The 18,243-nt window shown below is 64.7% G+C and carries 13 protein-coding genes, 3 pseudogenes and 1 CRISPR repeat array; of the genes and pseudogenes, 11 read left to right on the forward strand and 5 right to left on the reverse strand.

The genetic code is table 11. The features are described from left to right. The first annotated feature begins 387 nt into the window (after positions 1 to 387). A CRISPR array of direct repeats spans positions 388 to 2,451; the repeat unit is 36 nt; unit sequence ATCTCCGCGGCTCATAAGCCGCGGCCGAATTGAAGC. A 404-nt stretch (positions 2,452 to 2,855) separates the two neighbouring features. The 11 genes and pseudogenes from J8F10_RS16905 (at position 2,856) to J8F10_RS16960 (ending at position 13,882) form a co-directional block, all read left to right on the forward strand. Continuing rightward, positions 2,856 to 3,388: pseudogene (locus J8F10_RS16905) on the forward strand (IS701 family transposase). A 10-nt stretch (positions 3,389 to 3,398) separates the two neighbouring features. Continuing rightward, positions 3,399 to 3,896, forward strand: a complete 498-nt coding sequence (locus J8F10_RS16915) for an IS630 family transposase (RefSeq protein WP_210655559.1) — start codon at positions 3,399 to 3,401, stop codon at positions 3,894 to 3,896. Next, positions 3,830 to 4,465: a transposase gene (locus J8F10_RS16920; protein ID WP_210655561.1), complete on the forward strand. Its 636-nt coding sequence runs from the start codon at positions 3,830 to 3,832 to the stop codon at positions 4,463 to 4,465. Before J8F10_RS16915 ends, J8F10_RS16920 begins: the two co-directional genes overlap by 67 nt. A gap of 18 nt (positions 4,466 to 4,483) precedes the next feature. Beyond that, positions 4,484 to 4,780, forward strand: a complete 297-nt coding sequence (locus tag J8F10_RS16925) for a transposase (RefSeq protein ID WP_261363200.1) — start codon at positions 4,484 to 4,486, stop codon at positions 4,778 to 4,780. 333 nt (positions 4,781 to 5,113) lie between these two features. Further along, a pseudogene (locus J8F10_RS16930) lies at positions 5,114 to 6,252 on the forward strand (IS630 family transposase). 14 nt (positions 6,253 to 6,266) lie between these two features. Beyond that, positions 6,267 to 6,487 (forward strand): annotated as a pseudogene (locus tag J8F10_RS16935) (transposase); the annotation flags it as partial. 2,006 nt (positions 6,488 to 8,493) lie between these two features. After that, positions 8,494 to 8,961 carry a hypothetical protein gene (locus tag J8F10_RS16940; RefSeq protein ID WP_210655567.1) on the forward strand — a complete coding sequence of 156 codons (468 nt, stop codon included), beginning with the start codon at positions 8,494 to 8,496 and terminating at the stop codon, positions 8,959 to 8,961. A 152-nt stretch (positions 8,962 to 9,113) separates the two neighbouring features. After that, the gene (locus J8F10_RS16945; RefSeq protein WP_210655569.1) at positions 9,114 to 9,251 is read left to right on the forward strand and encodes a hypothetical protein; all 138 of its coding nucleotides are present in this window, start codon (positions 9,114 to 9,116) and stop codon (positions 9,249 to 9,251) included. Continuing rightward, positions 9,248 to 10,084 carry a hypothetical protein gene (locus J8F10_RS16950; protein WP_210655571.1) on the forward strand — a complete coding sequence of 279 codons (837 nt, stop codon included), beginning with the start codon at positions 9,248 to 9,250 and terminating at the stop codon, positions 10,082 to 10,084. Before J8F10_RS16945 ends, J8F10_RS16950 begins: the two co-directional genes overlap by 4 nt. A gap of 35 nt (positions 10,085 to 10,119) precedes the next feature. Next, positions 10,120 to 13,470 carry a cation-translocating P-type ATPase family protein gene (locus J8F10_RS16955; RefSeq protein ID WP_210655573.1) on the forward strand — a complete coding sequence of 1,117 codons (3,351 nt, stop codon included), beginning with the start codon at positions 10,120 to 10,122 and terminating at the stop codon, positions 13,468 to 13,470. Between the two features lie 178 nt (positions 13,471 to 13,648). Beyond that, a complete protein-coding gene (locus tag J8F10_RS16960; protein WP_210655575.1) occupies positions 13,649 to 13,882 on the forward strand; it encodes a hypothetical protein in 234 nt (77 codons plus the stop codon). A 140-nt stretch (positions 13,883 to 14,022) separates the two neighbouring features. Here J8F10_RS16960 and J8F10_RS16965 read toward each other — a convergent pair whose 3' ends face one another. The 5 genes from J8F10_RS16965 to J8F10_RS16985 all read right to left on the reverse strand — a co-directional run bounded on the left by J8F10_RS16965 (position 14,023) and on the right by J8F10_RS16985 (position 18,236). Then, entirely contained in the window at positions 14,023 to 14,793 is a 771-nt protein-coding gene (locus J8F10_RS16965; RefSeq protein WP_210655576.1) for an inositol monophosphatase family protein, read from the reverse strand. Between the two features lie 48 nt (positions 14,794 to 14,841). Further along, on the reverse strand, positions 14,842 to 15,849 hold the full coding sequence (locus J8F10_RS16970) for an ROK family protein (RefSeq protein WP_210655578.1): 1,008 nt from the start codon (positions 15,847 to 15,849) through the stop codon (positions 14,842 to 14,844). Between the two features lie 103 nt (positions 15,850 to 15,952). Beyond that, positions 15,953 to 16,606 (reverse strand): phosphoribosylanthranilate isomerase, encoded by a 654-nt coding sequence (locus J8F10_RS16975; RefSeq protein ID WP_210655580.1) that lies wholly within the window; start codon positions 16,604 to 16,606, stop codon positions 15,953 to 15,955. 9 nt (positions 16,607 to 16,615) lie between these two features. Continuing rightward, complete coding sequence (locus J8F10_RS16980; protein ID WP_210655583.1) at positions 16,616 to 17,239, reverse strand: Uma2 family endonuclease; 624 nt, start codon at positions 17,237 to 17,239, stop codon at positions 16,616 to 16,618. A gap of 34 nt (positions 17,240 to 17,273) precedes the next feature. Next, positions 17,274 to 18,236, reverse strand: a complete 963-nt coding sequence (locus J8F10_RS16985; RefSeq protein ID WP_210655584.1) for an ROK family protein — start codon at positions 18,234 to 18,236, stop codon at positions 17,274 to 17,276. Positions 18,237 to 18,243: the final 7 nt, after the last annotated feature.

The raw sequence follows: 18,243 nt of genomic DNA on the forward strand, positions 1-18,243 counted from the left end.
TTGGAAACCTGTTTTCGAGATCTCAAACAGGTCGCGGGCGCCGGTCACCAGCAGGTACGCGGGGTCGCGTCGAACGTGGGATGCTTCCACCTGTGTGCGTGGTCCCTCACGCTCACCGAGGTGTGGGCCTGGAACCAGAAGGCGGATGAACTGGTGGCCCATCGGGCGGCCTCCCCGTGGGACGATCCGAACCGCCCGAGCCACGCGGACAAGCGCCGGGCCTGGCAACGGGAGCTGCTGGCCGAGGAAATTCAGGCCGTTGTGGGCGAGCACCACGACCCCGCGAGAATCCGCGCCCCGCGCACCGGTGCCTGGATCTGGCTGCTTAAACGCTATAAGTTCGCGGAAAGTACAGATTCTTTGTCAATCGCTACCGTGCGATTGCGGATCTCCGCGGCTCATAAGCCGCGGCCGAATTGAAGCGTCGTCCTCGTCGGCCCACTCAGGCACGGACGGCCCGCATCTCCGCGGCTCATAAGCCGCGGCCGAATTGAAGCCTCGTCGGCCGGGTAGCTCTCGGCCCATCCGAGGAATCTCCGCGGCTCATAAGCCGCGGCCGAATTGAAGCATCTCGTCGCCCTCGGTTCTCTGCCAGGGAAGGCGGGATCTCCGCGGCTCATAAGCCGCGGCCGAATTGAAGCCACCCGCTCGCCGCCCCGCCGAGGGGATTGGCAATGATCTCCGCGGCTCATAAGCCGCGGCCGAATTGAAGCACCAGCGACTTCGGGTCCGGGACCGAAACCCAACCGTCATCTCCGCGGCTCATAAGCCGCGGCCGAATTGAAGCGTGGCTTCCACGTATTTATTAGCAATGGCTTCCGCATCTCCGCGGCTCATAAGCCGCGGCCGAATTGAAGCTATCCTGAGTCCACCGGATACCACGGCTTATAGTAATCTCCGCGGCTCATAAGCCGCGGCCGAATTGAAGCTCGACATTCCATGTGACGTATTAGCTTTCTTTCGTATCTCCGCGGCTCATAAGCCGCGGCCGAATTGAAGCGGGATCATCGATGATAACAAAATCTGGGCGGAGAAATCTCCGCGGCTCATAAGCCGCGGCCGAATTGAAGCATCTTGCTCGCATGGTGCTTGCAAGATGGCAATCGGAATCTCCGCGGCTCATAAGCCGCGGCCGAATTGAAGCACCGCGTGCCAGCATGTTACGCAGACGAATGGGCGATCTCCGCGGCTCATAAGCCGCGGCCGAATTGAAGCATCAAAGGACCAGTAACAAAGCCTACCTCCGCACTCATCTCCGCGGCTCATAAGCCGCGGCCGAATTGAAGCCCGGAATCTCGCCGGTGTAGATCACTGCCGCAGCACGATGCGCATCTCCGCGGCTCATAAGCCGCGGCCGAATTGAAGCGGGCACCTGCCCCATCTGCTGCAAGCGACCGACCGCAGATCTCCGCGGCTCATAAGCCGCGGCCGAATTGAAGCCAAGCACTGCAACACCGAGTTCAAGGCGGTTGACTCATCTCCGCGGCTCATAAGCCGCGGCCGAATTGAAGCTTTCACGGCTGCGTCTATCGCGTCGAAGTCGTCTTATCTCCGCGGCTCATAAGCCGCGGCCGAATTGAAGCTTCACCCAGCCCTCGCCCTTACCCACTCGCCGGCCGATCTCCGCGGCTCATAAGCCGCGGCCGAATTGAAGCACAATCTCGCCGAGCGATAGACTCGGACCTTCAGATATCTCCGCGGCTCATAAGCCGCGGCCGAATTGAAGCCTGGTGAGGCGCGTCGATGGCCGACTGGTGCTGTTGGCATCTCCGCGGCTCATAAGCCGCGGCCGAATTGAAGCCTGCCGCGCCCCGGGGACGTGCAGGCGGAACCGGATCTCCGCGGCTCATAAGCCGCGGCCGAATTGAAGCTTCGCTGTTCGCGACCTCGCCCCGGTCCCGGTGGATCATCTCCGCGGCTCATAAGCCGCGGCCGAATTGAAGCCTTGCCTTCCGCGGGAATCGTTCGCCCCTCGCGGAACAGGATCTCCGCGGCTCATAAGCCGCGGCCGAATTGAAGCTGCGCGTACGCAGTGGTGTCAGCGGGTCTGGTCAAATCTCCGCGGCTCATAAGCCGCGGCCGAATTGAAGCTCTCGTGCGGTCTGTAACGACTACGCTGCCGGTGCGATCTCCGCGGCTCATAAGCCGCGGCCGAATTGAAGCATCTCGTTTACGTAGCTGGCAGGCATGCGTCGCACGACATCTCCGCGGCTCATAAGCCGCGGCCGAATTGAAGCCGCAAATCGTGACCTTCTTTTCTCAGATCGTCAAATCTCCGCGGCTCATAAGCCGCGGCCGAATTGAAGCTGTTCTCGGTAACGCGCCTATCATCTGGAATCGACATCTCCGCGGCTCATAAGCCGCGGCCGAATTGAAGCACTTTCTCTGAGTATCTGGCACAAGACCCCACACGGATCTCCGCGGCTCATAAGCCGCGGCCGAATTGAAGCCCGTGACCCGCCACTTCTTTCTAAGTGACTGTCCCATATGTGCGAAAAAGCCTGAGAAATCGTGGGTGACAACTCGAAAATACGGCGATTTCGAGGCATATGGGACAGTCACTAAGACACTTTTCGAATCTCCGCGGCTCATAAGCCGCGGCCGAATTGAAGCGCTCGCCGCGGCCGGGCGGTACTTGCGCGCGACATATCTCCGCGGCTCATAAGCCCCGGCCGAATTGAAGCTATCTGGGATATGCACTGGGCCGCGGTCAACCCGCCGCATCTCCGCGGCTCATAAGCCGCGGCCGAATTGAAGCCTGACCGTGGAACAGTACAAGGCCCAGCTTTCACGGGATCTCCGCGGCTCATAAGCCGCGGCCGAATTTAAGTTCGAGGCTGCGCTTGCGGCGGGGATTGAATTTCGGGTATCTGCGCGGCGTCCTCCTCGACGGGCACCGCAAGAGCGTCGAACCGATGGCGGCCCGGCTCAAGGCCATCGAGCAGGGCGAGGATTACGAGCAGGCGCTGCAGCATTTCCTCAACCAGAGCCCGTGGGACAAGCAAGAACTACTCGACGACCTGCACGTCTGGATCGGGCGCCACTTCGGCGCCGACGGGTTCCTCATCATTGACGACACCGGGTTGCCCAAGCAGGGCGCGCGTTCCGTGAGCGTGGCCCGGCAGTACACCGGAACCCTGGGCAAGGTCGCGAGTTATCAGGTCGCGGTAGCCCTGCAGTTCGCGGCTGCGGCCATGTCGTCGCCCTCGACGCCCGGTTGTACCTGCCGGAGGCTTGGACCGGGGAACGGGATCGGATGACGCAAGCGGGCATCCCGGGCACGGTCGGGCATCAGCCGAAGTGGCAAATGGCCCTGGACATGGTGGGCCGCGCGGCGACTACTGATCCGCAGGTAGTGAGCCCTGTTCCGTGCTCCTATTCGTCATAACCTGTTCGCCATGAGGAGCAAAGGGACCGCTGCCGAGTTGGAAGCCCGCCGACGGTTGGCTGTCTTGCGGGTGAGCGAGGGCTGGACCCGTGCGGAGGTCGCCGCCTTCTTGGGGGTCCACCGCGAGACCGTTGGGGAGTGGGTGCGTGCCCATGCCGCCGGTGGGCAGAAGGCTCTTGCGCCCAAGCCCCACCCGGGTCGAACCCCGTTCCTGACCGCCGACCAGGAGAAGCGGGTTCTCGGGTGGCTCACCGAGTCGCCGACCAAGCACGGGTTCCGAACCGACCTGTGGACGGCCAAGCAGGTGGCCGAGTTGATCCGCACCAAGTTCGGCGTCGCGTTCCACCCGAACTACCTGCGGGAGTGGCTGACCAAGCGGAACCATACCCCGCAGAAGCCGGCCCGGCGGGCCAAGCAGCGGAACCCCGAGGCCATCGCCGCGTGGCTCAAGCAGGACTGGCCTCGAATCAAAAAAAGGTCCGGCGGCAGAACGCCCACCTCGTCCTGATCGACGAAACAGGGCTGTTCCTCAACCCGCTCGTCCGCCGGTCCTGGTCGTTGCGGGGCAAGACCCCGGTGATCGGCAGGGACGGCGGTCACCGCAAGAAGGTGAGCGTCATCGGGGCGGTGAGCGTGTCTCCGGTCGCCCGGCGGCCGGGCCTGTACTTCTCGACGCTACCGGACGGGTTCTTCACCGCCGAGGCGGTGGTCCACTTCCTGCGGGATCTCCTCAAGCACCTGCGGGGGAAGGTGGTGGTCGTTTGGGACGGGGGCGGGAATCACAAGGGGCCGCTGATCCGGGCGTTCCTGCGTCGGAACCGGCGGTTGTGGTTGGAACGGTTGCCGGCGTACGCGCCCGAGTTGAACCCGGTCGAGGCGGTGTGGTCGTGGCTCAAGTACGGGCAACTGGCGAACTACGTGCCCGACGCGATGGCCGACTTGGACGACGAGATCATCGACCGGCTCATCGCGTTGAAGTGCGACCCGAACGTACTGCGGAACCTGTGGGACGGGTCGGATTTGCCATTCCCACAAATGAGGCGCGATAAACAGGGTTCGCTTCCTGCGGATCAGTAACGGGTTGGGGGCATCGTCCTGGCCGACAGTCTGTTCGGCACGGTGACCGCGTTCCGGGAGCAACTCGCGTCGAACGGTCGGACGTACTGCGTCGGTATCGATTCGACAATCAAGGTGATCGCGGCGGACGCCGACCCGGGGCCGGTTCCGAAGTCCTCGGGCATCGGGCGCCCACCGACCCGACCGACGACGGTTCGTGCGGTTGCGACCTCGCCGAGCGTCAAGGGGTGGGCTCTCGCGCATGCCGCTGACTTCCGCACGGTGACGTGGCGGGCGGGCTCGAAGGGGGAAATGAGCGGTCGCTTCGCCGCTTAGTGACTGTCCCATATGTGCGAAAAAGCCTGAGAAATCGTGGGTGACAACTCGAAAATACGGCGATTTCGAGGCATATGGGACAGTCACTTAGCGGGTCCGGCCCGCGCACGAGCTCTCAGTGACTGTCCCATATGTGCGAAAAAGCCTGAGAAATCGTGGGTGACAACTCGAAAATACGGCGATTTCGAGGCATATGGGACAGTCACTCAGCGGGCAAGGAGCCGTTGGCGCCGTGCCGGTTATTGGCCGAATGGCCCTAGTGGTTGGCCTCTGACGAGTTGACGTGCAACACGTGATCGGTACTGCTGACCGTAACCCGATCGGAGGCCGATCATGTCGCAGAAGAAGTACCTGGTCACGTTGACCCGCGACGAGCGGGATCACCTGGACGACCTGCTCGGCAAGGGGAAGGCGTCAGTTCTGGTGCTCACCCGCGCCCGCATCCTGCGGAAGGCCGATCAAGCGGACGGTGGCCCGGCTCTCGATGACGAGACCATCGCCGAGGACCTGGACGTCGGGTTGCGTACCATCGGCCGGGTGCGCCAGCGGTTCGTGGAGCGCGGGTTCGAGGACTGCATCCGGCGCAAGCGCCAGGACAAGCCGAGCCGGGAGCGCACGTTGGATGGAACCGCCGAGGCGAAGCTGATCGCACGGGCGTGCTCCGACCCGCCCGTGGGCCGGGCCGAGTGGACCATGTAACTGCTGGGTGACACGTTGGTCGAGTTGGAGGTGGTGGAAACCATCTCCGACGAGACCGTGCGCCGGGCCACGAAAAAAACTCAGTCAAGCCGTGGCTCAAGGAGCAGTGGTGCATCCCGGGCGGGCCGAGCGGGGCATTTGTCGCGGCCATGGAGGACGTGATCGAGGTGTACCACCGGCCGTACGACCCGAAACGCCCGGTGGTGTGCATCGACGAGCAACCGGTGCAACTGGTCGGCGAGACCCGGGTCCCGATCCCGTGTGCGCCCGGTCGGCCCGAGCGGTACGACTACGAGTACCAGCGGAACGGGACCGCGAACCTATTCCTGGCATTCGCCCCGTTGGTCGGGTGGCGGCACGTCGACGTGACCGCGCGACGCATGGCCAAGGACTTCGGGACGTTCCTGCGGTACGCGGTCGACGAAGTGTACGCGGAGGCGGACCGGGTGGTCCTGGCCACCGACAACCTGAACGTCCACGGTCCCGGGAGCTTGTACGAGGCACTCGATCCGGCGACGGCGCGGCGCGTGGCCGAGAAGATCGAGTGGCACGATACCCCGAAACACGGGAGCTGGTTGAACGTGGCCGAGTGCGAGTTCGCGGTGCTGACCCGCCAGTGCCTGAACCGGCGGCTCGAGAGCATCGAGGAACTGCGTCGTCAGGTCGAGGCTTGGGAGAAAGCCCGCAACGACCGACTGGTCGAGGCCAACTGGCGGTTCACGACCGACGGTGCTCGAATCAAGCTCCACCGACTCTACCCGACCACTCAATAGTGGCCAACCACTAGGGCACCGACGCGCCAACCAAGTACTTCTTCAGCAACGTGCCCGCGAAGACGAGTTTGAAGCGGCTCGTCGATACGGCCAAGAGCCGGTGGTGGGTGGAGCACAGTTACCGCGAGCTGAAAGACGAACTCGGTCTGGACCACTTTGAAGGCGCTCCTGGCACGGTTGGAACCACCACGTCGTGTTGGTGCTGATGGCGTATGCGTTCCTCCAAGACGTGCGGCGCCGGCGCCAAAAAAAGTGGCACCCTGACGCTGCTGACGCTGCCCGAACAACTGCAACCGTTGCTGGCATGCTGGTGCGGCCGCTGCCCCCCTATGCGGTCACGACGTACCCGAACTCCGGAATGCCAAGCCGCCGTAGTTAACGGAGTAATATCAAGCGGCTAAAGTGCTCGGGGTCGTCCGACTGACCCTCCACCGGTGGCTCCGCGAGTTACACATCGCTCCACGATTCATCGAAGCCCGGACCCACCGGCACCGATCGGACGAAAACACGAAAAACATTCTCTCACGATGATTCCAACGGCGACTAAAAGAGTTCCGGCTAGGTCAGGCTGGAGCCAAACTTCCGCGACCTGACCGTGGCAACGCCCTTATCCGTTTGACCCGAACTTTGTCCGCCGCGCAACTGCCCCAGAAGATGAGGTGCGAGCTGCCGGAAGATGCGGTGCGTTGTTCAGATTGTCTCGTGAGCGCGAATCGCGACTGCGGACGGAATTTCTGTTCGCCATTCTTGATGTCGAGAATGGTGACTTGTGCCTGATGGCACTGCCGTTTCCTCGGTCACTCCCGCAGGCGATCTTGTGTCACCGATAATCGACGGAATGATCCTGGCTGCTGCTCGGGCGCTGGGCGAATTCTCCGCGCGCCCCCGTCCGGCTTGCTGCGGCCGGCCCTATGCGGCGTCCGCGCGGTGGCCCGGCGACCGCAGAAACAGTTGGTCTGGAGGCACAGCGGGCCGGGGAGCGCTCAAGGGAAGGCACTATTCGCTGGCATAGTGGTGCAGCGGAACGTGGACCGCAGGCAATACGTCACGCCGCCCGCGTTGAGATCGGTGCAAACACCACTTTTCGTCCTGGTCCGAACGGAGGTGGTTCGCGTGTTCGTCGAAGTCCCGGAAGCCGATGCTTCGTTCATCACAGAGAAGATGGTAGATACGGTCCGAATCGCAGCAAAGCGAGAAAAGGGTTGAAGACGTCCGTGAAAATCGGCGCAAGGCAGAACGGGATGGTGGAATTACTTCAGAAGCAGGCGCGGCCGGGCGGGAAGAGCGAACCGGTAGCTTGGGAGCCTATGACCGACAGCGAAGAGTTTCTCACTGTTTGGCCCGCGGACCGGACGGATGGGGCATCGGTCGAACTTGTACGGTAAGCGTTTCGATATGGCTGTCGGTTGCCGCCACCCGCGACCGACGTGCGCCGGAACCGAGTGGCGGGGGGCTCCCTGTTGGCCTCGAAGTGTGGGAAGCACTGACGATCTCCGCACTGTTCGCGCTCACCACCCTCAGCACCTCCACTGTGATCAGGCCGTCGATCGCCTATTTCGCGACCCTGCGACAATGCCTCAGTAGCCGGCACGGCGCACCGTCGGAGTGAGAGACAGTGCGCGACTATGTTTCAAGTTTCGCAGGGACTGCCGAAGCAGTCGCCCTGACGGTCGTCTGCAGTGTGAAATCATCATTTGGGAAAATTTTGTTTTAATGACAAATTAATTTCATAACAATCGAGAGACGGGGCCGGTGGCGATCGAGCGGGAATTGATTTACGTGTATTTCGCCACCGCACCGTCAAAAACTACCTGCACATCGGCCAATCCCCGAACTCCGGGAGGTCCGCCGCAGCGAACGGCAACGAGGTGCGCAGCGCCCGACCGGTGAGGGCATGGACGACACCTGGCCCCGGCCGCTCACGGTGACCTGGTTGCCGATGCGCTTGCAAGCCCAGTGTCGAACGAGCCGTTCAGAGTGAACGGCTGGACGTGGTCGGGGTCGGAGTGCCCAGCTTCCTGTCTCCGTGCTCCACAAGGTGAATCGCGCCCGTGGAACAATCGCCATCGAACCCGTCAGCGATATCCAGCGCATGAGCGTCTCCTTGAATCAGCAAGCCGTTTACCGGAGCGAACTTCGCGGAGCTACACCGCGCCCCGCAAAGTGCTCGCGCCACAACTCGGGTTGGCGATCAATAAGACACCCCGAGGCAACGACAACCGTAACTCGGGACTCCTCCGTATGCTCGTTCGCGAATTCGTCGGCGGCGACCCGACCCGCACCTGCAAACTGATCTTCCTCGACGAGCCCCTGCGCTTCGGGTACCGCGTAACCGACGGAGGTCGGCTGGCCGAGCACGTCCTGACCAAGAGAGCGGACTTCGAGCGGGCCGTTGTCGAGCAAACGGCCGAGGGCTTCGTCGAGACCGAGTGGTCGCTCACCAGGCGGGTGTTTTCCTCGTCGGACCAGTTTTGGATCGTGGCACTGGAGGGCAACACCCTCCGCACGCACTTCGGCGGGATCCGCCCCGGCTGGCAAGAGTCATCGGGGCAGAAGCGGGACAAGTTGTACCGGGACCGCAACCGTGCCGTTGCCGCGTACCACCGGGCCATCGCCAGCAAGTGTGACGAAGGGTACCGCGAACAATACGACCGCGAGGTGCTGATCCCGGGCGGACCGAGGCAACCGGGAACGAAAGGGGCGAGATAGGGGATGCACGCACGCTCCGCTGAAACGGGAACTGCCGTTTCGGATCCGCTCCCTTCTTAGCTCGGCTGACGCCGATTCCGGGTGGCCGTCCGTGGCGGGTAGCATGAGGGTTACTGAAGCTCCCATGCTCCCCTCGCACGCGGACGGCCGTCATGATTCTACCACCCGAGGCGCGGCTACGGGGCGCCGCATTCGTCTTCTCGTTCACCAGCCCGACGTACCAGCGGTTCTCCACACCCCCGGTCGGGGCGCGGCTGACGACCGAGCCCGCGAGAGGAGCCACACTATGACCGATACCGAATTGGCCGCGCTCGTCGCACAATCACCGGTGCGTCGCGACGAATCCACCTGGCTCGCGGTGAAAGATTATCTCCTCCGCCGGCTCCGCGAACTCGTCCCCGGTGAGGTGCGATTCGGCCCGTATTGGATCGGCACGGGTTCCGAGCGGGGCGGCTCGCTTTGCTCCCGCGTCCGCTGTCGCACCGCGCTCCCGTTCGTGCCGGAGTCGGACGCCTGGGAGGGAAGTTTCTGCACGAGCGGCAACGAGACGCACTCGTGGACCGACCTCGACGTGTTCCCGTTTCGACACGGGCGCAACGTGCGCCCCGGTGGGACGTTCTGGAACCTCTGCTTCAGTGCGAACCACTGGACGTCGCGCGGGTGGCGGGTCCCCGATGGCCCGAGTGAATGGGAATGGGTGAAGCAAACGGGGAACTGCTACCTGTTCCCGCGCAACGTGTGTGAAATAGCTCGGCGCCATTTGCTCGGGCGCCCGCCGATCGTCACCGTGCGGCCGATCAACTGGTTCGGCCGCGAGCACCACCGCGCCCCGGCTGGAACGGTGCGCGTGTCGCTCCACGACGTCCGGCGGAGGGGCGCGAGCGACGAACTCGGCGGTGAAACGGCTTTATCACTCGCGGACACGAGCCGACCTGCTGTTGTGGTGACAATGCGAACGTTTCCGCGCGTCACGTCCGACGAAATCGGCCTCGAGCGCCTCCCGATACGCGGCGGTTGGGTTCCGGGCAAGTACGAGGTGAGCCTTCGCGTCCGCTACGAACCCTACCGACAAGATGGTCCAGAAGCCTTTGTGACCGCACCAATGATCTTCACAATTCACTGAGTTGCGGACGCGCGCCGTTCGCCTAAAACCACTTCATGCACCGCGAGATCAGCACCGTTGACGACCCGTTCCACTCCGAGTCGCCGCTCGGCTTGTACCTGCTCACGGCCGTCGTGGGCGGGCTACTCGCAGCCGATCTGTGGCCCAGCGTAGCGACCTGGCTCAAGGGTCAGGGGGCCGAGACGTATTCCTGGGGCCGCGAACTGTACGGCTTCCGGTACGCCCTTATCGCGGCCGTCATCGGCGGCGGGCGCGTGCTGTACACGTCGCTCGAAGCGCTTTTTGAGGGGCGCATCGGGTCGGATCTCGCGCTCGCCATCGCGTGCCTCGCGGCCATCATCCTGAAAGAGCCGGTCGTCGCGTGCGAGGTCGTGTTCATCGGTCTCGTCGGCGAGTGCCTCGAAGCGTTCACGTTCGCGCGCACGCAGAACGCGCTCGGCAAACTCGCGGAACTCTTCCCGCAGCGGTGCTGGGTGCTGCGAGACGGCGCCGAAGTGCGCGCCTTCACTGCGGATGTAATCGTTGGCGACAAGGTGGTGGTGAAACCCGGCGGGCGCGTGCCGGTCGATGGTGACGTGATGGACGGCCGATCGGCCGTGGACGCCAGCGCGATCACCGGCGAAAGCCTGCCCGTCGATAAAGGGCCGGGCGACACGGTTCTTGCCGGTAGCATCGTTCAACACGGTTCGCTCACGGTCGAGGCGAGAAAGGTCGCGAAGCAGACCGTTGCCGGGCAGGTGATCGAGCTGACCGGACAGGCACTGAAGGATAAGGCACCGCTCGAGCGCTACGCGGACCGGCTCGCGCGGTACTTTCTCCCCGTCGTGCTCGCGCTCGCGCTCGTGACGTTCATCGGCAACGTCGCGTATCAGGTCTCGAGCACGCCACAACCCGGCTTCCCCAAACCCACGCTCCGGGCGGCCGCCAAGGTCGCCGCGTACCCGGCGCTCGCCGTGCTGGTGGTCGCGTGCCCGTGCGCACTGATCCTCGCGACACCGGCCGCGGTGATTGCCGCACTCGGTCGGCTCGCGGGGACGGGGGTGCTCATCAAGGGCGGTTCCGCACTCGAACGGCTCGCCGGCGTGACCGCGTTCGCGTTCGACAAGACCGGCACGCTCACAGAAGGGAAACTCGAACTCGGCGACGTAATTCCCCTTGCGTCCACCGCGGAACAGCTCCTACAAGCCGCCGCGACCGCCGAACAGCGGAGCGAGCACCCGCTCGCGCGGCTCATCGTGCGCGAAGCCGCAGCGCGCAACCTGGAAGTGGCGCAAGCCGAAGCGTTCCAGGCGCACCCCGGTGCGGGCGTGACCGCGACCGCGAGCGGAACCGCCATCACCGTCGGCACCCGGCGCCTGATCGAAGAACAGGGGATTGCCCTTCCGCCGGAAGCGCTCGCGGCCCTCGAGCAACTCGACGCGGCCGGGCAAACGTCGCTGGTCGTCGCCCGCAACGGCGTCGTGCTCGGTGTGCTCGGCGCGCGCGACACGCTCCGCCCCGAAGCGGCACAAGTTCTCGCCGATCTGCGCGCGCTCGGGATCACGCCCGTCGCGTTACTCACCGGGGACCGCTCCGCGGTTGCGCGCGCGATTGCGGAGCAAATTCCCGTAACCGAAGTCCACGCGGAGATGCTTCCCGCGCAGAAGGCGGAGTGGGTGGCATCACGCGCTCCCGTTCCCGCCGCTGAAGGGCGCGCGGAGGCCGAGCTTTCGAGTGCGGACACTGTCCCGAGTACAGAAGGACGGTTCTCCCCTCTTTCTTCGGGACGAACCGGTTCTTCCGTGGCCTTCGTCGGCGACGGCATCAACGACGCCCCCGCCCTCGCGCGGGCCGGTGTGGGAATCGCCATCGGGAGTGGAACGGATGTCGCGGCCGAAGCGGGCGACATCGTGATGATGGGCGCGCCGCTCGCCCCGCTCCCGCTCCTCGTGAAATTGTCGCGCGAAACGGTCCGCATCATCCGGCAAAACATTCTCGTCTTCGCGTTCGGCGTGAACCTCGTCGGCATCCTCCTCACCGGTCTGCTGTGGCCGCTGTTCGCGTCGTCGCCCGAATGGTACGAATCGGCCCCGCTCGCGGCCGTCATCTACCACCAGTTCGGATCGCTCGCGGTGCTGTTGAACTCGATGCGCCTGCTCGCCTTTGATCGGAAAGAGAACCGCACCCTTTCGCGCGCCCGCGGAGTGGCCCAGGCACTCGAAGGGTGGCTCGGGCGCGTCTCGATCGACGGCCTGTTGCACGCGGTCGCGCACCAGTGGAAGTTCATCCGCGCCGGGTTGGTCGGGGCCGCGGTACTCGTGTTTCTCGGCACCGCATTCAGCCAGATCGAGAACGGCGAGGTCGGGGTCGTGCGGCGGTTCGGCGAAGTGACCGCGGACCTGCAACCGGGGCTGCACGTGCGCTGGCCGTGGCCCATCGAAACGGTCACCCGCGTGCGCCCCGACGAGGTGCGCAGCGTCGAACTCGGGTTCCGCGTACTCGCCGAGAAGCAGGAAAAGAAGCCGGGCAGTAACACGTGGACGAGCGGGCACGGCGACGGCGTCGGGCGCCTCACCGACGAAGCGGTGATGATTACCGGCGACGGCGATCTGGTCGAGATCCTCGCCACCGCGCGCTACCGCGTGAGCGACCCGCGCCAGTACCTCTTCGCGACGCGCGACCCGGACGGGGTGGTCCGCTCGTCGGCCGAAGCCGTGCTGCGCGAACTGGTCGCGAGCCACCGGTTCCTGGAACTGCTCACGGTCCGGCGCGCGGAATTAGAAAGTACCGCGCTGGAGCGCCTGAACCGCCGGCTCGCGCAGGCCGCGCCCGGTGGCATGGGCGTCGCGCTCGACGGGTTCACGCTCCACGACCTGCACCCGCCGCCGGAAGTGGTGACCTCGTACCACGAGGTGGCGAAGGCCATCCAGGACCGCGACCGGGTGGTGAACGAGGCGCTCGCGAGTTCGATCCGCACCCGGCGCCGCGCGGAAGAAGAGGCCGACTGGGTGCTGAAGCGCACCGAGGCCGAAAAGCACGCGCGGCTCGAGGGCGCGAACGCCGACCGCGACGCCTTCCTCGCGTGGCACCTCGTCCGCGCGAAATTGACGGACGCGGAAGAAGCGGCCCTCGCGACCGAGCGCGCGAACCGCGTCGCGGCCAAACAAGACCCGGCCGCCGTGGACAAGGACATTGCCGAGCGCCGGGCGAAGCTCCTCGCGGAGCGCCGGGCGCTCCTCGAAACGCGCCTCACGTACCAAACCGTGGTCGACGTACTGCGGGTGCGCGACAAAGTGATTATTGACGCGCCCGACGTACCCGGGCGCCGGCACCTGTTCTTGCTCGACCCGGAACTCCTGAAACTCCCGCAACTGGCCGCCCCCCGCACGATCGAGAAAGACCCGTAAAAACTACCGCCGGGAGCGGAGTTCGCGGGACGCATATCTTTCGGCCGATCCTTGAGTTAAGGGCGGTCGGCCGACCGGGACAAACCGGTGTGCGGGACGCAATTCGCGCAATGAAGCGGGGGTATTGCGTTCTCTTCGCGAGGATCGAACGGGATTCGATCTGATGAGGAGAAGGGCTATGCTCCGCAAACTCATTCTGGCAGTCGCGGTCGCCACTCTGGTCGGACCGAGCGCGATTTCGGCGGCCACCGACATTGCCCCGCCGACACGACCCCAGCGCCAATTCAAAGTGTTCGTTCAGCGCGGCTCGGGCTGGCAGCTCCACGGCACGTACCCGCTCCACGCCGAAGCCCGACGGGTCGCGATCCGCCTCTGGCACGAAGGGTACCGGGTCGAAATCTGGGAAGTGTGAGTCGACACGCGAGCGGCTCGCTAACAGGGAGCCTGAAACCGGACTAAAGGCTTACGGAATCGACGGGATTCTCGGCGGCGCGTTCGCCCCGCCGAAGTTCGTCCGAGCCAACACCTCTTGCGCAGCGAGTCCACTGAACACTACCCGCGCAGCATTTCGACCACGGTCGCGTGCAGCTTGCCGTTGGTCGCGAGCACGTCGGGCGTGTGGATCGTCGGGACGCCGGTCCAGTCGGTGAACATACCGCCGGCCTCTTCCACGATGGGCTTGGTCGCGGCCACGTCCCAAGGATTCACGCCGTGTTCGAGCATGATGTCCGCGGCGCCCTCGGCCACGAGGACGAAGCCGTAAAAGTCCCCGTGCCCGCGCTGGCGCTTGGTTTTACCGTACAGGTCGTGAAAGACCTTTTCGCGCCCGGCACGGGAGAACCAGCCCATGCTGGAGTAGCACAGCGAGGATTCCGCGAGCGTGGACACGTCCGACACGCGAATCCGGCGCTCGTTGTGGTACGCGCCGTCGCCGCGGAGCGCCCGGTAGGTCATCCCGAACACCGGAATGTACACCACCCCGCCGATCTGCTCGCCCCGGTACTCGAGGCCGATGAGCGTGGCCCAAATGGGCACGTGGCGGATGAACGACTTGGTCCCGTCGATGGGGTCGATGACCCACCGGAACCCGCTCGTGCCGGGCTGGTTCCCGAACTCTTCTCCCAGGAACCCGTCCGCGGGGAACGCGGCGGACACGGCCTCGCGGATCAACTTCTCGGCGGACTTGTCGGCGATGGTGACCGGGCTACTGTCGGCCTTGTGCTCAACTTCAAAAGTGGTTTCGTAGTACGTCCGGGCGAGGTCGCCCGCTTTGTGGGCCGCGTCGATGGCCAGATCGTACCGTGTGCGCCAGTCTGCGTTCATGCGAACTTGAGCGGGGGCGTACCCCGCCTTATTAGTGTAAAGGGAGGGTCAGATCGCTTCGCGTTGCACCACTTCGGTCGAATCGGGCTGGCCCGGCGCGGGTTCGGCGCCGGGCTGGTGCGCTTTAGCGTAGGCCGCACAACCGACGATGCCGGAGTCGTCCCCGAGTTGGGCCGACACGCACTTCACGCCGGTCGCGGCGCCGGGCAGCGCGTACCGCTGGGCGATTTCCCAGATGCGCTCGATGAACGTGTCCCCGAGTGCCCCGGTAACGCCCCCGCCGACCACGATCACCTGCGGGCTGATGAAGTTCACCAGACCGCCGAGCGCGGCCCCGAGCGCGCGGGCCGCGTCGTCCACCAGTTGCACCGCGACCGGGTCGTCTTTCTGGTAGTACTCCGCGAGCTGCGAGCTGCGAACCCCGCTCAGGTCCACGCCCTTCCATTCCTTCCGCACGCGCTTGGGCGCGTCGTCCAGAATTTCCTTCGCCCGCTTCATCATGTACTTGCGGCCGGCGATGCCCTCGAGTTCGGTGCCCCGGCGCCAGTGAACGATCAGGTGCCCGATCTCGCCCGCGTTGCCGTTGAACCCGGTGAACAGCTCGCCGTTGAGGATCATCCCCCCGCCGACGCCGGTGCCCACGAACACGCCGAGGACGTTCCGGGCGCCCTTCGCGGCCCCGTGCGCGAACTCGCCGTAGGTGCCCATGCGCACGTCGTTCTCGACGACGAGCGGCCACTGCCACGACGCGGGCAGGAGCGGCTTCACGTCCACGTCGCGCCAGTCGAGGTTGGGCGCGAACTTCACCCGCGTGGTGCCCAGCTCGATCTGCCCCGGGACGCCGATGCACATCCCGCGGATCTTGTTGGGGTCGACGTCCGCCGCGCGCACGGCCTCGTCGACCGCCTTCACGATGTTAGCGACGACCCCGGTCGGGCCGCCGCCCGCGGACGTCGGTTGCTTGGCGCGTGCGAGTAGTTTGAGGTCGTCGTCGAACAGGCCGGCCAGAATTTTGGTTCCGCCGAGGTCGACGCCGAGCCAGTATCCGGTGCTCATGCCGGGCTTCCGTAGGGTATGTCCGGTCGTGGGCCGCGAGCCGCCCTGGCGCCGCATATTGTAAGAGCGGACTGTACTTACGCAACGGGAAACCGCGCGCAAGTCAAGTGAAAACTGATTCGGACCCGGTACGCACGTTCTTCACAAACCGGGCCACCTTATCGGGATCTTTCACGCCGGGCGAGCTTTCGACGCCGCTGGCGACATCGACGCCCCACGGGCGCACGACCGCGATCGCCTCCGCGACGTTCTCCGGGGTCAGCCCCCCCGCAAGAATGATAGGTACACCGACGTCGAACCCTTTCAGGAGGTTCCACGGGGCCACGTGCCCGGTGCCGCCCATCTGCCCCGGAACGTGCGAGTCGATCAGCACCGCCGACGGCTCCCGATTGAGCGCCCGGGCGGTGTCCACGAACCGCCGGACGTGATCCAGTCCGGCCCGGTCCTTCACCCGGAACGCGGGGACGTGTGCGAACGGAAAGGTGTTATCATCCGGCGGTTGCTCGTCGTAGGTCTGGACCCCGCGCAACCCCAACTGGAACGCGACCGCGCACACCTGCCGCAACTGCATCCCCACGAACACGCCGACGGGCGCGATGAACGCCGGTAGCGCGCGAACAATGCCCGCTGCCTGCTGCGGCGAGACGAACCGCGGGGATTGGGGGTAGAAATTCAGCCCGACCGCGTCGGCCCCGGCTTCGGCCGCACCGCGCGCGGCCTCGGGGGTCGTGACACCACAAATCTTGATACGAACCATGTGGTCAGTTTACGTGGCGGGCGGCGGAGAAGTAGGTGGGGGCGGATGGCGGTCCCCGGGCAGTTTGAAGATGTCCGCGACTTTGATGACCAGTCCGGGCAGATCGTCCCCGCCGGTTAGCTCGTCGCTCTCGCGCACGACCTCCATCGTCTTGTTCGGGCGGTACACGGTGACGTTCCGCTCTTCGTAATCGATCTGCCAAACGACTTTCACGCCGTTCGTCAGGTACTCTTGGATTTTCGCGTTCATGCGCCCCGGGCGGTCGTTCGGCGACGAAATCTCGACCGCCAGAACCGGAGGCACCTCTCCCCATTTGGGGTGCATATCCTCGAACTTGTTCGCGTCTGTGAAGTATGCAACGTCCGGTCCCAGAACGGTTGCCGGATTCCGAGCCAGGATCACACCGGATGCCGTGACGACGTACCCAAAGCGGACGTGCCGCGCGTACTCTTCGAGAAATGAGCCGAGCCGGGCAACAACAACGCCGTGCGGCCGTTCTGGGCGCGCGTCTTCGACAACCGTGCCGCGGATGAGGTGGAACGAGCGCGACTCGTGCTCCGGGCGGTGGACGAACTCCCAGAACTCGTCGGCGGTCGTCAACTTTGTCACAGCGCCTGGTGTGGCGGTGGACATACCCCCTCCTCTTGCTTTCTTTCGTAGGGGCAATTTACCCACCGAGCTTCTGTCGCGCCAACGCCAGCGCGCCGTGGATCACCACCTCTTCGCCCAGCGCCGCCGGCACGATGTCCGTCAGCCCGGCGAAGGGGGAGAAGGTTCGTTCTTCGACCATCCGGCGAAGTGGGGCAAAGAACAACTCTTCACCCATCAGGGAAACCCCGCCGCCGATCACAATACGCTGCGGGCAAAGCAATGTAATCAGTTGGCTGACAGCTTCTGCAATGGAACCAATTGCACAATTGAGGACATCAGCCGCGAGCTTATCTCCGCGTTGCGCGGCATCTGCCACATGCTTTGTTGTCAATGCTTTACGCGGAATTTCACCTAACAGCGACGTACTACGAGCCTCGACTTCTGATGCGAGATGTTCGCCCATGTTGTTAGCAATCCCCCAGCCCGAAGCGACTTCTTCGAGGTCCGTAATTGCTAGCTCACTGTACTCTCGCCAGTCTCGCACCTTCAGGTGCCCGATCTCCGCGGCCCCTCTTCCGACGCCGCGGTAGATCTGGCCGTCGATGATGAGCCCGCCACCAACGCCTGTGCCGACCGTGATGTAGAAGATCGGCGACAGCCCCTTCCCCGCGCCGAACAGCGCTTCGCCCAAACCGGCCACGTCCGCGTCGTTGCACAGCACAGCGGGCGCGCCGACCAGATCGCTGACCCAATCCGCGAGCGGGAAGCCGTCCCAGCCTTGAATTTGATGTGATTTGATGACCGTCCGGCTGCGGTCGTCTGTTGGGCCGCCGAAGCCGATACCAACACCCTTTAAGGTGCCAGGATCGGTGTTGGCCTTCGCGAACAGTTCTGGCACGGCCGCGACGATTTGCTTGCGAATCCCCTCACCGCCTTCCGAGGGGTTCACGGTTCCGCGCCACAGCGCGGCAATGTGCCCGTCGCCGTGCCCCAAACCGAGCTGGAGCTTCGTTCCGCCGATCTCGATCCCGAGGAACATGATTCGC

This window comes from Gemmata palustris (assembly GCF_017939745.1).
Lineage (GTDB): Bacteria > Planctomycetota > Planctomycetia > Gemmatales > Gemmataceae > Gemmata > Gemmata palustris.